Origin of the sequence: Brevundimonas variabilis (assembly GCF_014199945.1) — a bacterium.
GTDB lineage: Bacteria > Pseudomonadota > Alphaproteobacteria > Caulobacterales > Caulobacteraceae > Brevundimonas > Brevundimonas variabilis.
Genome location: NZ_JACHOR010000001.1, coordinates 888,636 through 903,970, shown reverse-complemented (window position 1 = coordinate 903,970; position 15,335 = coordinate 888,636). Strand labels below are relative to the sequence as shown.

General features: G+C 63.7%; 15 protein-coding genes and 2 tRNA genes. 7 read left to right on the top strand and 10 right to left on the bottom strand.

Features of this window, described 5'->3' with window-relative positions:
• Positions 1–34 precede the first annotated feature (34 nt).
• Entirely contained in the window at positions 35–2,248 is a 2,214-nt protein-coding gene (locus GGR13_RS04380) for an AGE family epimerase/isomerase (RefSeq protein WP_183212198.1), read from the bottom strand.
• Between the two features lie 133 nt (positions 2,249–2,381).
• On the opposite strand from GGR13_RS04380, the gene GGR13_RS04375 reads away from it, so the two are divergent.
• Entirely contained in the window at positions 2,382–3,215 is an 834-nt protein-coding gene (locus tag GGR13_RS04375) for a sulfotransferase family protein (RefSeq protein WP_183212197.1), read from the top strand.
• A 157-nt stretch (positions 3,216–3,372) separates the two neighbouring features.
• Here GGR13_RS04375 and GGR13_RS04370 read toward each other — a convergent pair whose 3' ends face one another.
• On the bottom strand, positions 3,373–4,143 hold the full coding sequence (locus tag GGR13_RS04370; RefSeq protein ID WP_183212196.1) for an FkbM family methyltransferase: 771 nt from the start codon (positions 4,141–4,143) through the stop codon (positions 3,373–3,375).
• Positions 4,144–4,510: 367 nt separating this feature from the next.
• Between GGR13_RS04370 and GGR13_RS04365 the strand changes: the two genes are divergently transcribed.
• The gene (locus GGR13_RS04365; RefSeq protein ID WP_183212195.1) at positions 4,511–4,915 is read left to right on the top strand and encodes a metallopeptidase family protein; all 405 of its coding nucleotides are present in this window, start codon (positions 4,511–4,513) and stop codon (positions 4,913–4,915) included.
• 67 nt (positions 4,916–4,982) lie between these two features.
• Here the strand turns inward: GGR13_RS04365 and GGR13_RS04360 are convergent, their stop codons facing one another.
• A complete protein-coding gene (locus GGR13_RS04360; protein ID WP_183212194.1) occupies positions 4,983–5,744 on the bottom strand; it encodes a hypothetical protein in 762 nt (253 codons plus the stop codon).
• Between the two features lie 106 nt (positions 5,745–5,850).
• Between GGR13_RS04360 and obgE the strand changes: the two genes are divergently transcribed.
• Positions 5,851–6,900 carry a GTPase ObgE gene (gene obgE / locus GGR13_RS04355; RefSeq protein ID WP_183212193.1) on the top strand — a complete coding sequence of 350 codons (1,050 nt, stop codon included), beginning with the start codon at positions 5,851–5,853 and terminating at the stop codon, positions 6,898–6,900.
• A gap of 5 nt (positions 6,901–6,905) precedes the next feature.
• Here obgE and GGR13_RS04350 read toward each other — a convergent pair whose 3' ends face one another.
• The 3 genes from GGR13_RS04350 to GGR13_RS04340 are packed head-to-tail and all read right to left on the bottom strand — an operon-like array spanning position 6,906 to position 9,020.
• On the bottom strand, positions 6,906–7,622 hold the full coding sequence (locus tag GGR13_RS04350) for a hypothetical protein (RefSeq protein ID WP_183212192.1): 717 nt from the start codon (positions 7,620–7,622) through the stop codon (positions 6,906–6,908).
• Positions 7,623–7,674: 52 nt separating this feature from the next.
• Positions 7,675–7,938: a hypothetical protein gene (locus GGR13_RS04345; protein ID WP_183212191.1), complete on the bottom strand. Its 264-nt coding sequence runs from the start codon at positions 7,936–7,938 to the stop codon at positions 7,675–7,677.
• 44 nt (positions 7,939–7,982) lie between these two features.
• Complete coding sequence (locus tag GGR13_RS04340) at positions 7,983–9,020, bottom strand: oxidoreductase (RefSeq protein WP_183212190.1); 1,038 nt, start codon at positions 9,018–9,020, stop codon at positions 7,983–7,985.
• A gap of 123 nt (positions 9,021–9,143) precedes the next feature.
• Here GGR13_RS04340 and GGR13_RS04335 point away from each other — a divergent pair, with 123 nt between their 5' ends.
• Positions 9,144–9,929 carry a cytochrome b/b6 domain-containing protein gene (locus GGR13_RS04335; RefSeq protein ID WP_183212189.1) on the top strand — a complete coding sequence of 262 codons (786 nt, stop codon included), beginning with the start codon at positions 9,144–9,146 and terminating at the stop codon, positions 9,927–9,929.
• Entirely contained in the window at positions 9,926–10,696 is a 771-nt protein-coding gene (locus tag GGR13_RS04330; protein ID WP_183212188.1) for a molybdopterin-binding protein, read from the top strand. Before GGR13_RS04335 ends, GGR13_RS04330 begins: the two co-directional genes overlap by 4 nt.
• A 105-nt stretch (positions 10,697–10,801) precedes the next feature.
• On the opposite strand, the gene GGR13_RS04325 is transcribed toward GGR13_RS04330, so the two are convergent.
• The 4 genes from GGR13_RS04325 to GGR13_RS04310 all read right to left on the bottom strand — a co-directional run bounded on the left by GGR13_RS04325 (position 10,802) and on the right by GGR13_RS04310 (position 13,728).
• On the bottom strand, positions 10,802–11,284 hold the full coding sequence (locus GGR13_RS04325) for a chemotaxis protein CheW (RefSeq protein WP_183212187.1): 483 nt from the start codon (positions 11,282–11,284) through the stop codon (positions 10,802–10,804).
• A 2-nt stretch (positions 11,285–11,286) separates the two neighbouring features.
• Positions 11,287–13,230 carry a methyl-accepting chemotaxis protein gene (locus GGR13_RS04320; RefSeq protein ID WP_183212186.1) on the bottom strand — a complete coding sequence of 648 codons (1,944 nt, stop codon included), beginning with the start codon at positions 13,228–13,230 and terminating at the stop codon, positions 11,287–11,289.
• A 10-nt stretch (positions 13,231–13,240) separates the two neighbouring features.
• Positions 13,241–13,483: a hypothetical protein gene (locus GGR13_RS04315; RefSeq protein ID WP_183212185.1), complete on the bottom strand. Its 243-nt coding sequence runs from the start codon at positions 13,481–13,483 to the stop codon at positions 13,241–13,243.
• A 168-nt stretch (positions 13,484–13,651) separates the two neighbouring features.
• Positions 13,652–13,728: transfer RNA gene (locus tag GGR13_RS04310), tRNA-Met, on the bottom strand.
• Between the two features lie 185 nt (positions 13,729–13,913).
• On the opposite strand from GGR13_RS04310, the gene GGR13_RS04305 reads away from it, so the two are divergent.
• Both GGR13_RS04305 and GGR13_RS04300 read left to right on the top strand, forming a co-directional pair.
• Complete coding sequence (locus tag GGR13_RS04305) at positions 13,914–15,149, top strand: PQQ-dependent sugar dehydrogenase (RefSeq protein WP_183212184.1); 1,236 nt, start codon at positions 13,914–13,916, stop codon at positions 15,147–15,149.
• 92 nt (positions 15,150–15,241) lie between these two features.
• Positions 15,242–15,318: transfer RNA gene (locus GGR13_RS04300), tRNA-Arg, on the top strand.
• Positions 15,319–15,335 lie beyond the last annotated feature (17 nt).

The window sequence follows — 15,335 nt, the reverse complement described above, 5'->3', positions numbered from 1 at the left end:
CAGCAAGGGAATTGATGCTTGCTGAGTTCTTAAGTCATCGCAGCCCGGTGACCGCAACATTGGCAAGGCCCCTGGCCTTGGCCGTGTCGCAGAGTTGCGAAAAAGCCGCCATGATGTGGTAGAAGGAACTCGCCGGTGCCGGTTCATCGATAAATCCGCCGCCTGGCAACTGTTTGTCCCGCCAGAGGCCTTGCGGGGTCAGGTACATCCAGATGGCGCGCTGGGCGGCCGCAGCATCCTCCATAAGCGCAACGCGGTCCCGTTCGGTTGCGACTTCGCCGAGGATCAACGCGGCCTTGAGCCATTCGGTCTGGGGCCAGAGCCTCGCCCGATTGCTGCGAACCGTCATGTCGTCGTTCAGCGCATCCAGCGCGACCACGGGACGTTCGGTCACACCCCGGCGGCCATTCTCGTAGAGCCGCCGCGCAGCCTGAAACGCATCGTCGCGTCCACGCAGGCGCGCGTATCTCGCCAGAAGCCAGGCCCATTCGAACTGATGTCCGGGCTCGACCAGCCGGCCCTCGTCGCCAGGGGCCGGCGCCCAGGCCGCATCGAAAAACTCTCGCAGAAAACCGCCCTGAGGATCGATGAAGACCGTCATGGCCAGCTTGGCGATGCGATCCGCCAGATCGGCCCATCCTGCGTCACCCCCGGCCTCCTCCCATGCAAGGGCGGCCTCGAAAAGGTGCATATGCGCGTTGGATTGATAGGGATGCTCTCCCGCTTCACGGAATGCACCGTTCGCCAAGGCATTGGCCGTAATGGCGTTGCGGATGGACAGGGCGCGCGCCTCTAGCGTTGGATCGTCGAGACCGACTCGGCGAGCCGTTGCCAAGGCGAACAGAACGAAGGACTGATCATACAGCATCGCGGTATCATCTAGCGGAGCACTTTCGGCGGTGAGAACCGCTCGGCACAGTCCGTCATCACGCAGGTAATCCGCATAGAGTTTCTCCAGGCCGGCCGAAAGGATCCGACGCCAGGGTCCGCTCCACCCAAGAGCCCCCGCTTGGGCATAGACGTAGATCTGGCGCGCCTGGACCCGCGCACGGCGAGACATGGACAGTGTTCGGCCGTCCAGACTTAGCGCCTCGGCAAACCCGCCATCCTCGCTCTGCCCCACTGTGCTCCAGAGCGGCAGGGCGTTCAGTCTTAGCCAGTTGGCAAACCGTTTGGCTCCATCGCCTAGCGCTTCAGGCCGTGACCTCGCGAAATCGAGATGCTGCGGTGACACCGCCCGGATACGTTCGACCACGCGCTTGACGTCTTGCGCGCGCGCAAGGTCACAGACCAGGATTGCATCTGCTTCTGCGATGATAGCGAGGTTGCGGACGCCCATGGCCGCCACCAGCACGCCGTCTCCAGCACGGACAAGGCAACCTTCTGCATCCTCGAAGATATGCTGCCCCGTACCGCCCTCGCCGCTGGCATGGATGGCGTCCCATGCTCCCAGATCAGACCATGCGAACTCGACCTCAAGGACAGAGGCTAGACCCGTCTTCTCCATGACGGCGTAATCGATCGATATCCGCGGGGCCGAAGAAAACGACGGCCCCAGGATCTCGATCGAGCCTGCCGACACTGTGGGAACCGCCAACCGCACGGCGCTTTCGACGGCGGGTGCCAGGCGGACCAGTTCGTCGAGCAGGCCGGTCGCCGACACGATGAAGTTGCCACTGTTCCAGAGATATCCCGCCTCGATGTAGCTCGCTGCCATCAGAGCGTCGGGCTTCTCCTGGAACGCTTCTACGGCTGAAAGACCGCGGCCCGCACTTCGGATATAGCCGTATGCTGACGATGGCTCTGTCGGTTTGATGCCGAGGGTCACGATTTGCCCCGCACGGGCCGCGTCGGCGCTGTCGCGAACAGCCTGCCGGAAGGCTTCATGATCCGGCACATGGTGATCTGACGCAACAAAGGCGATGACGCCCTGCGGATCCATCGCCTGAACCCACACGGCCGCCGCAGCCATGGCCGGTGCAGAATCGCGGGCTTCGGGCTCGAGGAGGATCTGGGCCTCAACGCCGATCTCGTCGAGCTGATCAACGATCCAGTCGCGGTGCCCCACTCCTCCGACGATGACGAGCCTGCCCCCGCCGTCCGCGAGCGGCGCGATGCGGAGCGCTGTCTCCTGAAACAGTGATCGGTTGCCCGCGAGCGGAATAAACTGTTTCGGACGGGAGGGCCGGGAGGCGGGCCACAGGCGCGTCCCTGAGCCACCGCACATTATCACCGGAAATATAGCCATGCGCGGCTGTGTAGCGCCATGTCGCGGCCGAAGAAAGCCGAAGAATCAACTGCCGTACCAAGGTTCGGTTCTGGCGATCGAGCGTCCCGTCAGCCGATTGTCTCCGCCCGGGCGGTTGGTCTATGACCGCCCCATGTCCTTGTCTTCACGCCCCAAACGCATTGCCTATGTGATCCTCGGCATGCATCGCAGCGGAACGTCTTCCATTGCAGGAAGCCTTGTGGCTCTCGGTGCGGCAGCGCCCGCAACCCTCATGCTGCCCAAGCCGGACAATCCGCTCGGATTCTGGGAAAGCTATCGGATCATGAATCTGAATGATGCGATCCTTGCCGCTGCGGGCTCAGACTGGAAAGACTGGAAAGCCGTTGATCATACGCATCTTGCTGGCGCGGTCGGCGAGGCTTTTGCAATCGAAGCCGTCACTGCCCTGGAGTCCGAGTTCGGTAGCGCAGACACTGTGGTTCTGAAGGATCCGAGAATCTGTCGGCTCTACCCCTTCTGGCGCAAGGCATTGGAAGCGGCGGGGTATGAGCCGGTCGTCATCCTGCCGGTCCGGCATCCCGACAAGGTCGCAAGATCGCTCCACGAGCGTAACGGGCTGCCGATCGAGGATGGCTGGAACCTCTGGCTCAGGCACGTGCTCGATGCGGAGCGTGACTCGCGCCAGGACGTCCGCATGGTCGCCACGTTTGACGATTTCGCCGCTAGCTGGGCCGATCGATTTGCCTCTCTCGCCGCTGTTTCAGGCGTCGATCTGACCCTGTCTGATCCTCATTCCATGGCGGAGGTAAACCGCTTTTGGGCTCGCGATGTCCCGAGTGCGGCTGTGGCCCCTGACGACTCGCAACTCCCGGGCATTATCAGCCAGGCATGGTCAACGCTGAAAAACATTTCCAAGAATGGAGATACGCCTGAAAACAGGTTTGAACTGAATAAGTTGCGCGCAGACATGGAAGCGCGAGTTTAGTATTCAGTCATTGTTATGCCATCCACAGGATGGCTGAATATCAGAGTCTGCCGCAAAAATCCGATCAGTATCGAGTGGATGAGCATCCTGACTTTGATTCAGCGATTTTCATTTCCCGAGAGTAATCCGATCATAATTTCCCTCTGCCCGACAGATTTTATGAACCAACTTTGCACTGCGTCGACTTGAGCAATTGCGCCCAATTAGAAATCTTCTCTTCGGGAATCATGAAGAAATCCCAATAGGACCAATCAGAGACGCGCATCCATTCGTCCAGATCGGCGGCGACATTCCCGAACAAGTCACCCATATGGTAGTTCATTGATCGGGCGATATTGTAGATGTCGGGCTTACTGTGGCCGTAGAGCTCGTAAGTCGGCTGACCCCACTCAACGCTAATAACGGGTCGCAGACTCTCAATTGTGGTTCGCCCGCCCTTGATCACACTGATTTCGTGACCCTCTGTGTCAATCTTAATGTAATCAAGTCGAGAAAGGCCTTTCGCCTGCTCGTCCAGTGTTGAGATCGTTACCTTGATCGGCGTTGCGCCACGCTCTGCCGGAGTAACTCGTTCCTTGAACCCCGACTCACCAGGGGCTTCAACCATGAATAGAAACTCGCTCGTACCTGGCTGATCCGATAGAGCCAACTGCCGGATCTCTGTCTGCGGCTGACACAGCTTCAGGCTTTGAACAATGAAAGCAGGCACCGGCTCAAAACCGATCACGCGACCTGAACTTCCTACAATTTCTTGAAAGTATTGAAGATGTCGTCCGACGTGTACACCAACGTCAATCACTACATCTCCGGGTTTGAGGAAGCGCTCATAGGCCGCTTGCAGCATAACCTCGTAATCCGGAAAGCGTCCTGCGGCGTGCTCTGACTGCCAGTAATTTGCAGTTTGCTGGATTTCACTGAGCTGATGCATGGCCCTGACTTTCTCCTCGTTTCATTTTTAGTCCAGACCAACACGCAACTATGGTTAGCGATTACACTACGAATATAAAGCTTAGCTACGGATTGATGCGACCGGATTGGCCTTGTTCTTCCAATCCTCAAAACACCAATACGATCCCTTGACGGTCATCGATACAGCCACACGGGACAAGGGCACAACCGCCCGCTAAGAATTTTGCTGGGCCTCGACGCCTCGCCAAGCGAATGCGCTTGCGTCTTTGGGTTGTCGTATTCGCCTGAATCCCATGATGGTCCGCATTGTCTCGCAGCAACATCTGCCCACAGGATCGGGCCAGATAGGAGGCAACTTTCATGAATGGCTTTGGTACAAACCCGGCATGACTGACTGGACCGCCACGCTGGCGCCTTCACTGGATGACTTCGCGGCACTGGCACGGGCTGCCTTCGACGCGCTGCCCTCCGAATTCCGCGCTGCTTCCGGGGAGGTCGTCATCCGTATCGACGACTTCGCCGCCGACGACATCCTGGCCGAATTCGGGTTGGAGGATCCGTTCGAGCTCACGGGCCTCTATCAGGGAGTCGACCTTGGAAGTCGTGACAGCCTCGGTCCTGCCGCGGAGCCCTCGCGCATCTTTCTGTACCGCCGACCCATTCTGGACGAATGGTGCGAACGCGGGGACGTGACCCTGTCGGACCTGATCGCCCATGTGCTGATCCATGAGATCGGCCATCATTTCGGTCTCACAGACGACGATATCGACTCGATCGAGGATCAGGACTGAGATCCTTCCTCCGTTGCGATACGGCCATGGGACGGGCGAGCAGGCCTGACCGGACGCCAGCCCACGGTCAGGCCGAGACGCTCGCGCCGGTGAAGGTGTTCAGGCTCCGGGTGGCCTGGCTGATCTCGGCGTCCATCGCCTTGATCTCTACATCGGCCTCTTCGTCGAGCCGGGCATCGCGGCCCTGGGGATTCTTCAGGCGCGATTCCAGGAGGATGTCCTTGAGTTTGCGAGCCAGACCTCGCACCTGATCCAGGAAATCCTTGTTCTGCCGCCCGTCCGTGTCCTGGGCCTCGCGCAGGGCGCGCAGGTCGCGGCCCTGATCCTGAAGGCTGGACAGGGTCTTTCGATAGGGATCAAGCGATGCGGACGCGGCTGCCGGCGGCGTGTCCGTTTCAGCGTCCGCTGCAGCAGCGTCTGGATCATCCGCCGTCCTGCCATCGTTGGCGGGCGTCGTCTCTTCCATCACTCCTGAGGCCTGCGCCGGCACGGCCACTGATGATGCCAGCTTTTCCTTGCCGCCAGCGGCGACATAATCCTTGACCGCTTGGCCGAGCTCGCGCGCCAGCTGGGCCGCCTGGCGCGCCGTGGCCCTGGGGTCGATCCCGGCAGACACGGCCAGCAGGCGGATGCGTTCCCGGATCTGCTCGACTTTCGCGCGGGCTGCCGCCTTGCGGGCTGCCGCGGCTTCCTGGGGCTGGCTCTTCACCACAGCCACAGCCGCCTTCATCGCTTTCAGCTTTTCAGCGTCGCGCGACTCCAGACGACGCACTCCGGCATCGCGAAGCTCGACCGGCGCGAGGCGTGTTGAGGCAACGGCGAGGGACATGAATCCTCTTCCAGAACAGGATCGAGAACCCTGCCACAGCCTGGCTTAATCCACCGTGAAGCCCGCAACGCTCGCACTTTGACGCCTCTTGCGGCATAAGCCCGCGATGAAGTTTCTCGACCAGGCCAAGATCTACATTCGTTCCGGAAACGGCGGGGCGGGCTCCGTCTCGTTCCGGCGCGAGAAATTCATTCCCAACGGCGGGCCGGACGGGGGTGACGGCGGCCATGGCGGGAACGTCTGGATCGAGGCGGTCGAAGGGCTGAACACCCTGATCGACTATCGGTATCAGCAGCATTTCAAGGCCCCGACCGGTGCCCACGGGCAAGGCCGCCAGATGCACGGAGCCAAGGGCGAGGACGTCGTCCTCAAGGTTCCGGTCGGTACCCAGGTCCTGTCCGAGGACAAGGAAACCGTCGTGCTGGACATGGTCGAGGTCGGCCAGAAGGAGCTTCTGCTCAGCGGCGGTAACGGCGGCTGGGGCAATGTCCGGTTCAAGGGCCCGATCAACCAGGCCCCCCGACACGCCAATCCCGGCCAGGAAGGCCAGGAAAAATGGATCTGGCTCCGGCTCAAGCTGATCGCCGATATTGGACTGGCGGGCCTGCCGAATGCCGGCAAGTCGACCTTCCTGGCCGCCGCCTCGGCCGCCCGGCCCAAGATCGCCGACTATCCCTTCACCACCCTGGCCCCCAATCTGGGCATGGTGGACCTCAGCCCTGGCGAGCGGTTCGTCATCGCCGATATCCCCGGGCTGATCGAAGGGGCCTCGGACGGTGCCGGACTGGGAACGCGGTTTCTGGGCCACGTGGAACGGTCAGCGTCGCTGATCCACCTTGTCGATGGCACGCAGGACGACGTTGCCGAGGCCTATCGCATCATCCGCCATGAGCTGGACGCCTATGGCGAGGGCCTTGCCGACAAGCACGAGATCGTTGCCCTCAACAAGATCGACGCCCTGTCGCCCGAACTGCGCATCGAGAAGACTGCGGTCCTGGCAAAAGCCTCAGGCAAGACGCCGATGCTGGTTTCCGGGGTCTCGGGCGAGGGCGTGCCTGAGTTGCTGCGCGCCGCTTGGCAGGAGGTCCGCAAGACCCGTGGCGAAATCGACGAGGAAGGCCGTGCCTTCGTCAGCTACGAGGACTGGGCACCCTAGCGCCTTCAGACCTGTTCGTCCCTCGAGCGGGGCTCGAAACGCGGGATGGTCAGCTCGGTATCCTCCGGAGCTGAGCGGTTTGCGGCCGGATCAGGAACCGTTACCGCGTGCGAGATCCTCACCAGCGTGGACGAAGCCGGTCCGGCCGGCTGCAGCAGACGCTGAGCGGCGAACAGCGCGGCGGCTCCGGATGCGGCTCCGGTCAGGAAGATCAGCAGCCCGCCGACCGGTCCTTCCCACCATCGCGCCGCGCCATAGATGACGGGCGGCGTGACGGCCGGCAACGCCGGGGTTGCGGGTGCGGGTCCGGATGGCGGAAGGGCGACCAGAAGCGACCCGCGCGCCAGTTCGGCCGCCATGTTGGATCTCGGAACAAGGGACAAGGCCCCGGCTCGGGATCGCATCAGGGCGACGTCCTGGTCGAGCGCGGCCGTGCCGAACTCTTGCAACAGGGCGTCCGGCGTAAAGCGCCCCTCTGCCGAAAAGCTCATCGTGCCGTCGAGTGCCGGGTCGATGGCCAGATCTTGCGAAAGCGCGCCGCCCACAACCGCCTCTGCGACCTCGGCGATGGGGGCCTCGTTAAAGCTGAGCACGTAGAACTGGGCTGCAGGTGTGACCACCGGCGCAGGCGCGACCGTGGCTGCGGCCCGGGCGTGCGAGCCGTCTGACACGGCGAAGACCGCAACTGATCCAAGCATCAAGATCGACAGGCGAATGCGCATCGGCGCTCCATGCCCGGCCATGACGACGGGACGATGACGCAGGGACGTGACCCTATTCCAGACCGTCATCAGTCACGACAAACGGACGCCCTTCGGTCCGGGCTGAAACGGCCCGCTCTTCCTGCACCGTATGCCACCGGCGCAGCCGTTCGAAATCGATCGTATGCGAGGGCTCGGCGTCCAGCCAGTGTTCGAAATCCCTGACCTGCTGGCGATAGTCCGACGCACCCTGGTCAGGCAGGGGCGGCACGGTCGGCAGCTTCTGCGCAACCTCGGGCGGGATCGGGTAGTCACCGGCGGACGTGGTCAGGATCATGGGGGCAACCCTATGTCAGGCCTGTTGATCCGGAAAGCCGGGAATCACGACAGGCGAATTTCCATGCGCAGCCGGCTCGACCGGAAGCCGGCCTCCAGCACCTCCATCACCGCGACGGCCTGATCCGGCGGCACAGGGTTGGGGCCAAGACCCCGGATGGCCCGCTCGATCGCGCGGTAATAGGCCAGATAGTCGCCCGGCGGACCGGGCTGCAAGGCCGCGTTACCGTCTGCGCGCGTCAGAGTGCCCGGCGTCGGATCCACGCCCCATCCTTCACCACCGGGCATTTCACCCGCCTTCAGGGCATCTTCCTGAGGGTCGAGGCCGGTGATGAGGAAACTGCCCTGGTCGCCATGGAGCGCAAACCGGAACGGCTGGACCGCACTCAGCATGTCCGCGTGGAGGACGACCCGACGACGCGCATAGCGCAGAACGGCATGGGCATAGTCGTCGGCCCCGACGCCAGCCCGCTGGGTCTGGATGTCGGCGGTGATGGCCAGCGGCCGACCGAACAGGACCAGCGCCTGGTCGATCAGATGCGGGCCGAGATCGTACCAGAGGCCCGCCCCTGGCGTGTCTCGCTCGCGCCATCGGTCACGGCGCTCGGGTCGGAACCGGTCGAACCGGCTTTCCATCCGCCCGATCGTTCCGAGCGTACCGGCCTCCACCAGGGCCCGAACGGCGATAAAATCGGCATCCCATCGGCGATTGTGAAAGACCGACAGAAGGCGGTCTGCCGATCGGGCGAGGGCTGCGAGGTCCCGGCCCTCGGCGACGGTCAGAGTGAAGGGCTTGTCCACCACCACATGCCGGCCCGCCTGCAGTGCCCGTCGCGCCAGGGGAGCATGGAGGTCATTGGGCGTCGCGATCACCACCAGATCGACGCCTCCATCGCCAAACAGGCGCTCGATGTCCGCGATCACACGCGCCCCGGGCCAGGCACGGCCGACGGCCTCGGGCTGAGACGAGACGATCGAATGCAGTCGCAGCCCCTCGGTCGCCGCGATCAGCGGGGCATGGAAGGTGCGTCCGGCATAGCCAAAGCCGATGAGGCCGACATTGATGGGGGTCTGCTGGGCCAAGGCCTCTCCTGTCGATCGGTGTCATCGGATCAATGCATCAGGTCTGTAACCGTATCCGTCGCTGGAGCGTTATTGAAGACGGGGCTCTGACATGAGACCGTGGGCGAACCGGGGGGAACGGGCATGACCGACCAGGCAGCAGACCAGACGCCGAATTCCGTCCCCGATACCGGACGGCGCGCGGACAAGCCCCTGCCAGGCGGGCGCAGCCTGACCTATCGTCATCCGCCGCTGGTTCGTGTCAGCCACTGGCTGAACGTCATCGCCGTCGTCATCCTGATCATGAGCGGGCTGAACATCCTGCTGGCCCATCCACATCTCTACTGGGGCATCCGGTCCACCTTTGCCGATCCCTGGGTCAGCATCCCGACCATCCCGAACTGGCTGCTGATCCCCCAGGGTCGCAACCTGGCAGAGGCCCGCCATTGGCACTTCTTCTTCGCCTGGCTGTTCGTGCTGAACGGCCTCGCCTACCTGATCTATGGCTTCGTCACAGGCCGTTTCGGACGTCGGCTCTGGCCGACCCTGTCCGATCTCAAGGGGTTCTGGCCCTCGGTCGTCGAACATGCCCGCTTCGACTTCCCCAAGGACGACCACGCCCGGACCTATAATGTCATCCAGAAGCTGACCTATGTGACGATGATCCTCGTCATCCTGCCGATGATGCTGATCACCGGTCTGTCGATGTCACCGGGCTTCAACGCGATCGGCGGGGTGCTCCTCGACCTCATGGGGGGCCGACAGTCCGCCCGCACCCTGCATTTCATATCAGCGGCCTTGATCGTCGGCTTCATCGTCATCCACGTGGGCCTGGTGATCTGGACCGGGCTGTTCAACAACATGCGGGCGATGATCACCGGCTGGTTCGTGATCGAGCCCAACCGACCCCATGATGGAGGCCAGTCATGACAGACGCCCTGCTCTCGCGCCGGTCCTGGCTGGGTCGCGCCATGGCCACGGCCGGCGTCCTGGCCCTCGCGGGCTGCGAACGCGGCATCGCGTTTGGCGAACGCCTCAAGATTTCGGCCGAGGCCCTGACCTATCGCGCACAAAGGCTCATCCTGCCCCGCGACGCCCTGGCCCCCGAATACAGTCGGGCCGAGATCTCGCCGGACTTCAAGCCGAACGGGTCGATCTCGCCCGCTGCTGCCGACTATGTGGCCTTGCGTGACGGTGACTTTGCCGACTACCGGCTGGTGGTCGACGGTCTCGTTGAGCGGCCCCTGTCGCTTTCGCTGGACGAGCTACGCACCCGCCCGAGCCGGACCCAGATCACCAAACACGATTGCGTCGAAGGCTGGACTGCCATCGGGGAATGGACCGGTGTCCGGCTGGAGACCTTGCTGGACGAGGCGGGGATGAGGCCCGAAGCGCGGTACGTCGTCTTCCACTGCTTCGACGCCCTGACCCAGACCGAGGATGGCCCGCGCTACTACGAGAGCATCGACCTGATCGACGCGCGGCATCCGCAGACCCTGCTGGCCTATGACATGAACGGCCAGACCCTGGGCGTCCCCCACGGGGCCCCGCTGCGCCTGCGGGTCGAGCGCCAGCTCGGCTACAAACAGGCCAAATACATCCGCCGGATCGAGGTGGTCGACAGTTTCGCCGACATCCAGGGCGGCAATGGCGGCTACTGGCCCGACCGCGGTTACGAGTGGTACGCCGGTATTTGATAGCCGTCGGCAGAGCGGGCAGAAATCAGACGCAGGCCCGCGAGGCGTTTGGCTCCGGCAGACATGCGACCTCGCTGATGTTCGGGCGAACATGCCCTTCGATCGTCAGGCCGCTTCGGCGTGGGCTTCCAGCGGCAAGAGCGATCCGACGACCAGGCGGCTCAGCATGCGGCCTTCGAGGGGGATGATCGCATCGACAAAGCGGTCGTTGGCATCGGAATCCATGGCGGGCGGGGCCTGGAGCAGACTTGCGTCCAGCTGGAAGGTCTCCTGCACGCCGTCGACCAGAACACCGGCCATGCGGGGGCCGTGCTGGATCACGACGATGACGTGGCGGCTTGAGGGCTCGGTCCGGCCCAGACCCAGGCGGCAGCGCAGATCAAGGACCGGCATCACTGCGCCGCGCAGGTTGATGACCCCGAGGATGTAATCCGGCGTCTGAGGCATGGGCGTGGTCGCGGTCCAGCCCCGGATCTCGCGCACCGAGCGAACGTCGATGCAGTATTCCTGCCCCCCGATCTCGAACGAAATCAGCTCCAGCATGCCGCCCGTTCCCGGACCAGCGACCTCGGTTTCAAAAGGCGTCATGGTCAGAATTCCTCCCATTCGTCAGCCTTGACGGCAGCGTTTCCGACCGAGCGCAGAGCCGGGCGGGACGCAGCGGCTGCATTGCCGGCCGGCCGGGCATAGGCCGCGATACGGGCCTGGGCAGCGTGCACCGGGTTCGACCGTCCGGCGACGCTGGCGTTGCCGACCTTGAAGCGCGACACCAGCGCGTCGAGTTCTCCGGCCTCGCTCTTGAGCGAATGGGAGGCAGCGGTGGATTCCTCGACCATGGCCGCGTTCTGCTGGACCATCTGGTCCATCTGGTTGACGGCGGTATTGACCTGGCTGAGGCTCGACGCCTGTTCCTGGGCCGAGGCGCTGATTTCGGAGACCAGTCCATCGATCGCTACGACCTGTTCCATGATGCGGTTGAGGCTCTGTCCGGTTTCACCGACGAGCGACACGCCCTGGCTGACCTGCTGACCCGACGTCGAGATCAGGCCCTTGATCTCCTTGGCGGCTTCTGCCGAGCGCTGGGCCAGCGCCCGCACTTCCTGGGCCACCACCGCAAAGCCGCGACCGGCATCGCCTGCCCGGGCCGCCTCCACACCGGCGTTGAGCGCCAGAAGATTGGTCTGGAAGGCGATCTCGTCGATCACCCCGATGATCTGGTTGATCTCGGACGAGGATTTCTCGATCTGGCCCATGGCCGCGATGGCACGCTGCACCACCTCTCCGGACGACTGGGCGTCGCCCTTGGCGGAGGCCACGGCCTGGGCCGCCTGTTGCGAGCCCGAGGCCGTGCGTTTGACGGTCACCGTGATCTGTTCCAGCGCGGCGGCCGTCTCCTCCAGGCTTGCGGCCTGCTGTTCGGTCCGCTTGGACAGGTCGTCCGAGGCCGAGGCGATCTCTTCTGAACCGGCGCGGATGGCCGAGACATTGGTCACCACCGCCGCCATGGCTTCGCGCAGCTGGCCGATGGCACCGTTGAAGTCCTGCTGCAGCTTCACATAGTCGGCGGGGAAGGCCTGGGTCAGCTGAACCGTCAGATCGCCCTTGGACACGCCGTCCAGACCGACGGCCAGGGCTTCGACCACGGCGGCCTGACGTTCGGCGCTTTCCTCGGACAGAAGCTGGTTCTGCAGACGCTCGGCTTCGGCGGCTTCACGGGTGGCCTTGGCTTCGGCTTCGACCGCGCGGGCGCGGATGCCGGCGTCCTTGAACACCTGTACGGCCTTGGCCATGATCCCGACCTCGTCCTTGCGGTGCTGGCCTTCGACCTCAACGGTCAGATCGCCGGCCGCGAGGGCCTTCATCCGCTCGCCCAGCCGGTTCAGCGGGCCCGTGATGCCCTTGGACGAGACCAGGATTCCTCCGGCGATGCCCGTAGCGAGCGCAGCGAGCATGCCGATCATCGTGGTCATGATCGTGGTGTTGATGTCGGCCGTCATGGCATCGGAGGCAGCCTGGTTCACGGTGACCTGTTCATTGATCCAGGCGCGTATGTCCGAGTCGAATTTGACGACTTCCGGATCCGATTGTTGCAGCAGGCTGAACGCAGCATCGTTCTCGTTGCGAAGACCGGCGGCCATGGCGGGGACCAGCAGGGCCTCGATCTTCGTTACCCGATCCGAGAAGCCCTCGATCTCGCTCGCCAGTTCGGGGCGGAGCTCTTTCGCCGTCGCAATTCTTTCGTCCGTGAGCGACTTCATGTTGTTGAACCACTCTGCCGACGCCCGCGCCTGTGGGCTGTCACCTTCGTAGTTCAGCGCCTTGTATGTCGCGTAGCTCATTCCCGCGAGGTTGCCTGCGACCCTGGCCATCGCGATCTGCGACCCGGCATTGTTGTCGAGCAGCACCGTATACTGCGCGTCAATTTCCTTCATCTTCAGGGCGCAGTAGGCCACCCCGGCCAAGCCGATCAGGGATACCATGACGATCAGGGTCAGGATCTTGGCGGCAATCTTCGAGTCTTCGAGCAGCTTCACGGCAAAGACCTCACAAACGGCGGTTTTGATTTTCAAACGCAAGCGTACTGGTCGGGCGGTCGGACAGGACGATGCCCAGCTTAAAGGTCGACCCGAACGAAGCGGTGCCAACGTCCCCATTTTGGGTCGAGATGCGGTAAAAAATCCTTACCGGCGGAATAGGTAGAAAGTCGCTGCTCCGTCGACACCAGGCCATCTTGCGCGCAAGCTTGTCCGGCGGCGTAAAAGGTCCGGGGCAAAGCAACAGCGTCATCGCCCTGCGCCGTTCCCACGATCAGATCGATGACGGTCAGGATCGAAGTCAGGGAGACGGGCTTGATCGAGACCTTGAAGGCCGTCTGTACCGGCGTCTCACCCGGATCGCTCGAGATCTGCGCTCGCCCAGCGGGGTCGTTCAGACTGATGAATTATCGGAAGTTTTTGGTGGCTGGAGGCGGGATCGAACCGCCGACCTGTGGGTTATGAATCCACCGCTCTAACCATCTGAGCTACCCAGCCCCGGCACGCGGCCATACGGACCTGCGCGCAAGAGAGGCGTGCCTATACAGAGGCTGGGGCCCGGGTTCAAGTCGCACCAATCCCCGTCTGATGGCGCGCAAGCTGGACGACCGCCAGCGGGAACGGTAACCCGCACTGTCGCGTTTTCGCACGAACCGGTTTCGACCCTGACCCCTGGAGCTTTCATGCGCCCGATCATCCTCGCCGCCTCCGCCTCCCTCCTGGTTCTGGCAAGCGCCTGCGGTGCCAGCAGTGCCCCTCAGGACGCACGCGGTGGATCCACCGGTGCCCCGCTCGAAACCCGTCCGCCCGAGGGGGCAGGCCAGTCTCCGGCCTTCGCGAACCAGACCCGGGCACCTTCGGTCCAGTCGGACGTCTCCATGGCTCACAGCATCGTGGCTTCGGGCCTCGTCGATCCCTGGGGCCTGGCCCAGATGCCGGACGGATCCTGGCTGGTGACCGAAAAACCCGGACGGCTTCGAATCGTCACGGCCCAGGGCCAGATCAGCGAGCCCGTGACGGGCTTGCCGCCGGTTGTGGCCCGCGGGCAGGGCGGGCTTCTGGACGTCGTCATCGGCCCTGACTTCGCCCAGGACCGGATGATCTACTGGAGCTTCTCCGAGCCCCGCACGGGCGGCAATGCGACCTCGGTAGCACGCGGGGTCCTGTCGGCCGACGGCCGCAGCGTCCAGAACGCAAGCGTCATCTTCCGCGCCCTGCCGGCCTATGACGGGGACAAGCATTTCGGATCCTCGCTGGCCTTCGACCCGGCCGGGCACCTGTTCATCACCCTGGGCGAACGCTCCGATGCCCCGATGCGCCCGCAGGCCCAGGATCTCGGCTCGCACATGGGCAAGACGATCCGGATCAATGCCGATGGCTCCGTGCCGCGTGACAATCCCTTCGTCGGCCAGGCCGGGGCCCTGCCGGAAATCTGGTCGCTCGGGCACAGGAATGCGCAGGGCGTCGCGATCCAGCCCGGGACCGGTGCGGCCTGGACGGTCGAGCATGGCACACGCGGCGGCGACGAGGTCAATCTCGACAAGGCCGGGGCCAACTACGGCTGGCCGGACGTCGCCTACGGGATCGAGTATCGCGGCGGTGCCATCAATGCCGGCGTGACGGCCAAGGAAGGCACCGAACAGCCGGTCTATTACTGGGATCCGGTGATCGCGCCCGGCGGAATGACCTTCTACACGGGTTCGATGTTCCCCGCCTGGTCCGGCAATCTGCTGGTCGCCGGGCTCAAGGAAAAGCATATCGCCCGGCTGGTGATCGAGAATGACCGGGTGGTCGGCGAGGAGCGGCTGCTGGTCGGTCTCGGATCGCGCATCCGCGACGTCGCCGTCGGCGCCGATGGAGCCGTCTGGGCCATCACGGACGAGGAAGACGGCAAGCTGGTCCGCCTCGCCGTCCAGTAGACCGCGGCACAGGAAGGATTCTTGCCGATCCGGATTGAGACGGGGGTCGTCCTGCTGTAGGAACCTCCGTCCCGGCCTTGCGGTCGGCCGACGCACCCGTAGCTCAGCTGGATAGAGTACTGCCCTCCGAAGGCAGGGGTCAGAGGTTCGAATCCTCTCGGGTGCGCCATTTCCTGCACAGCCTCT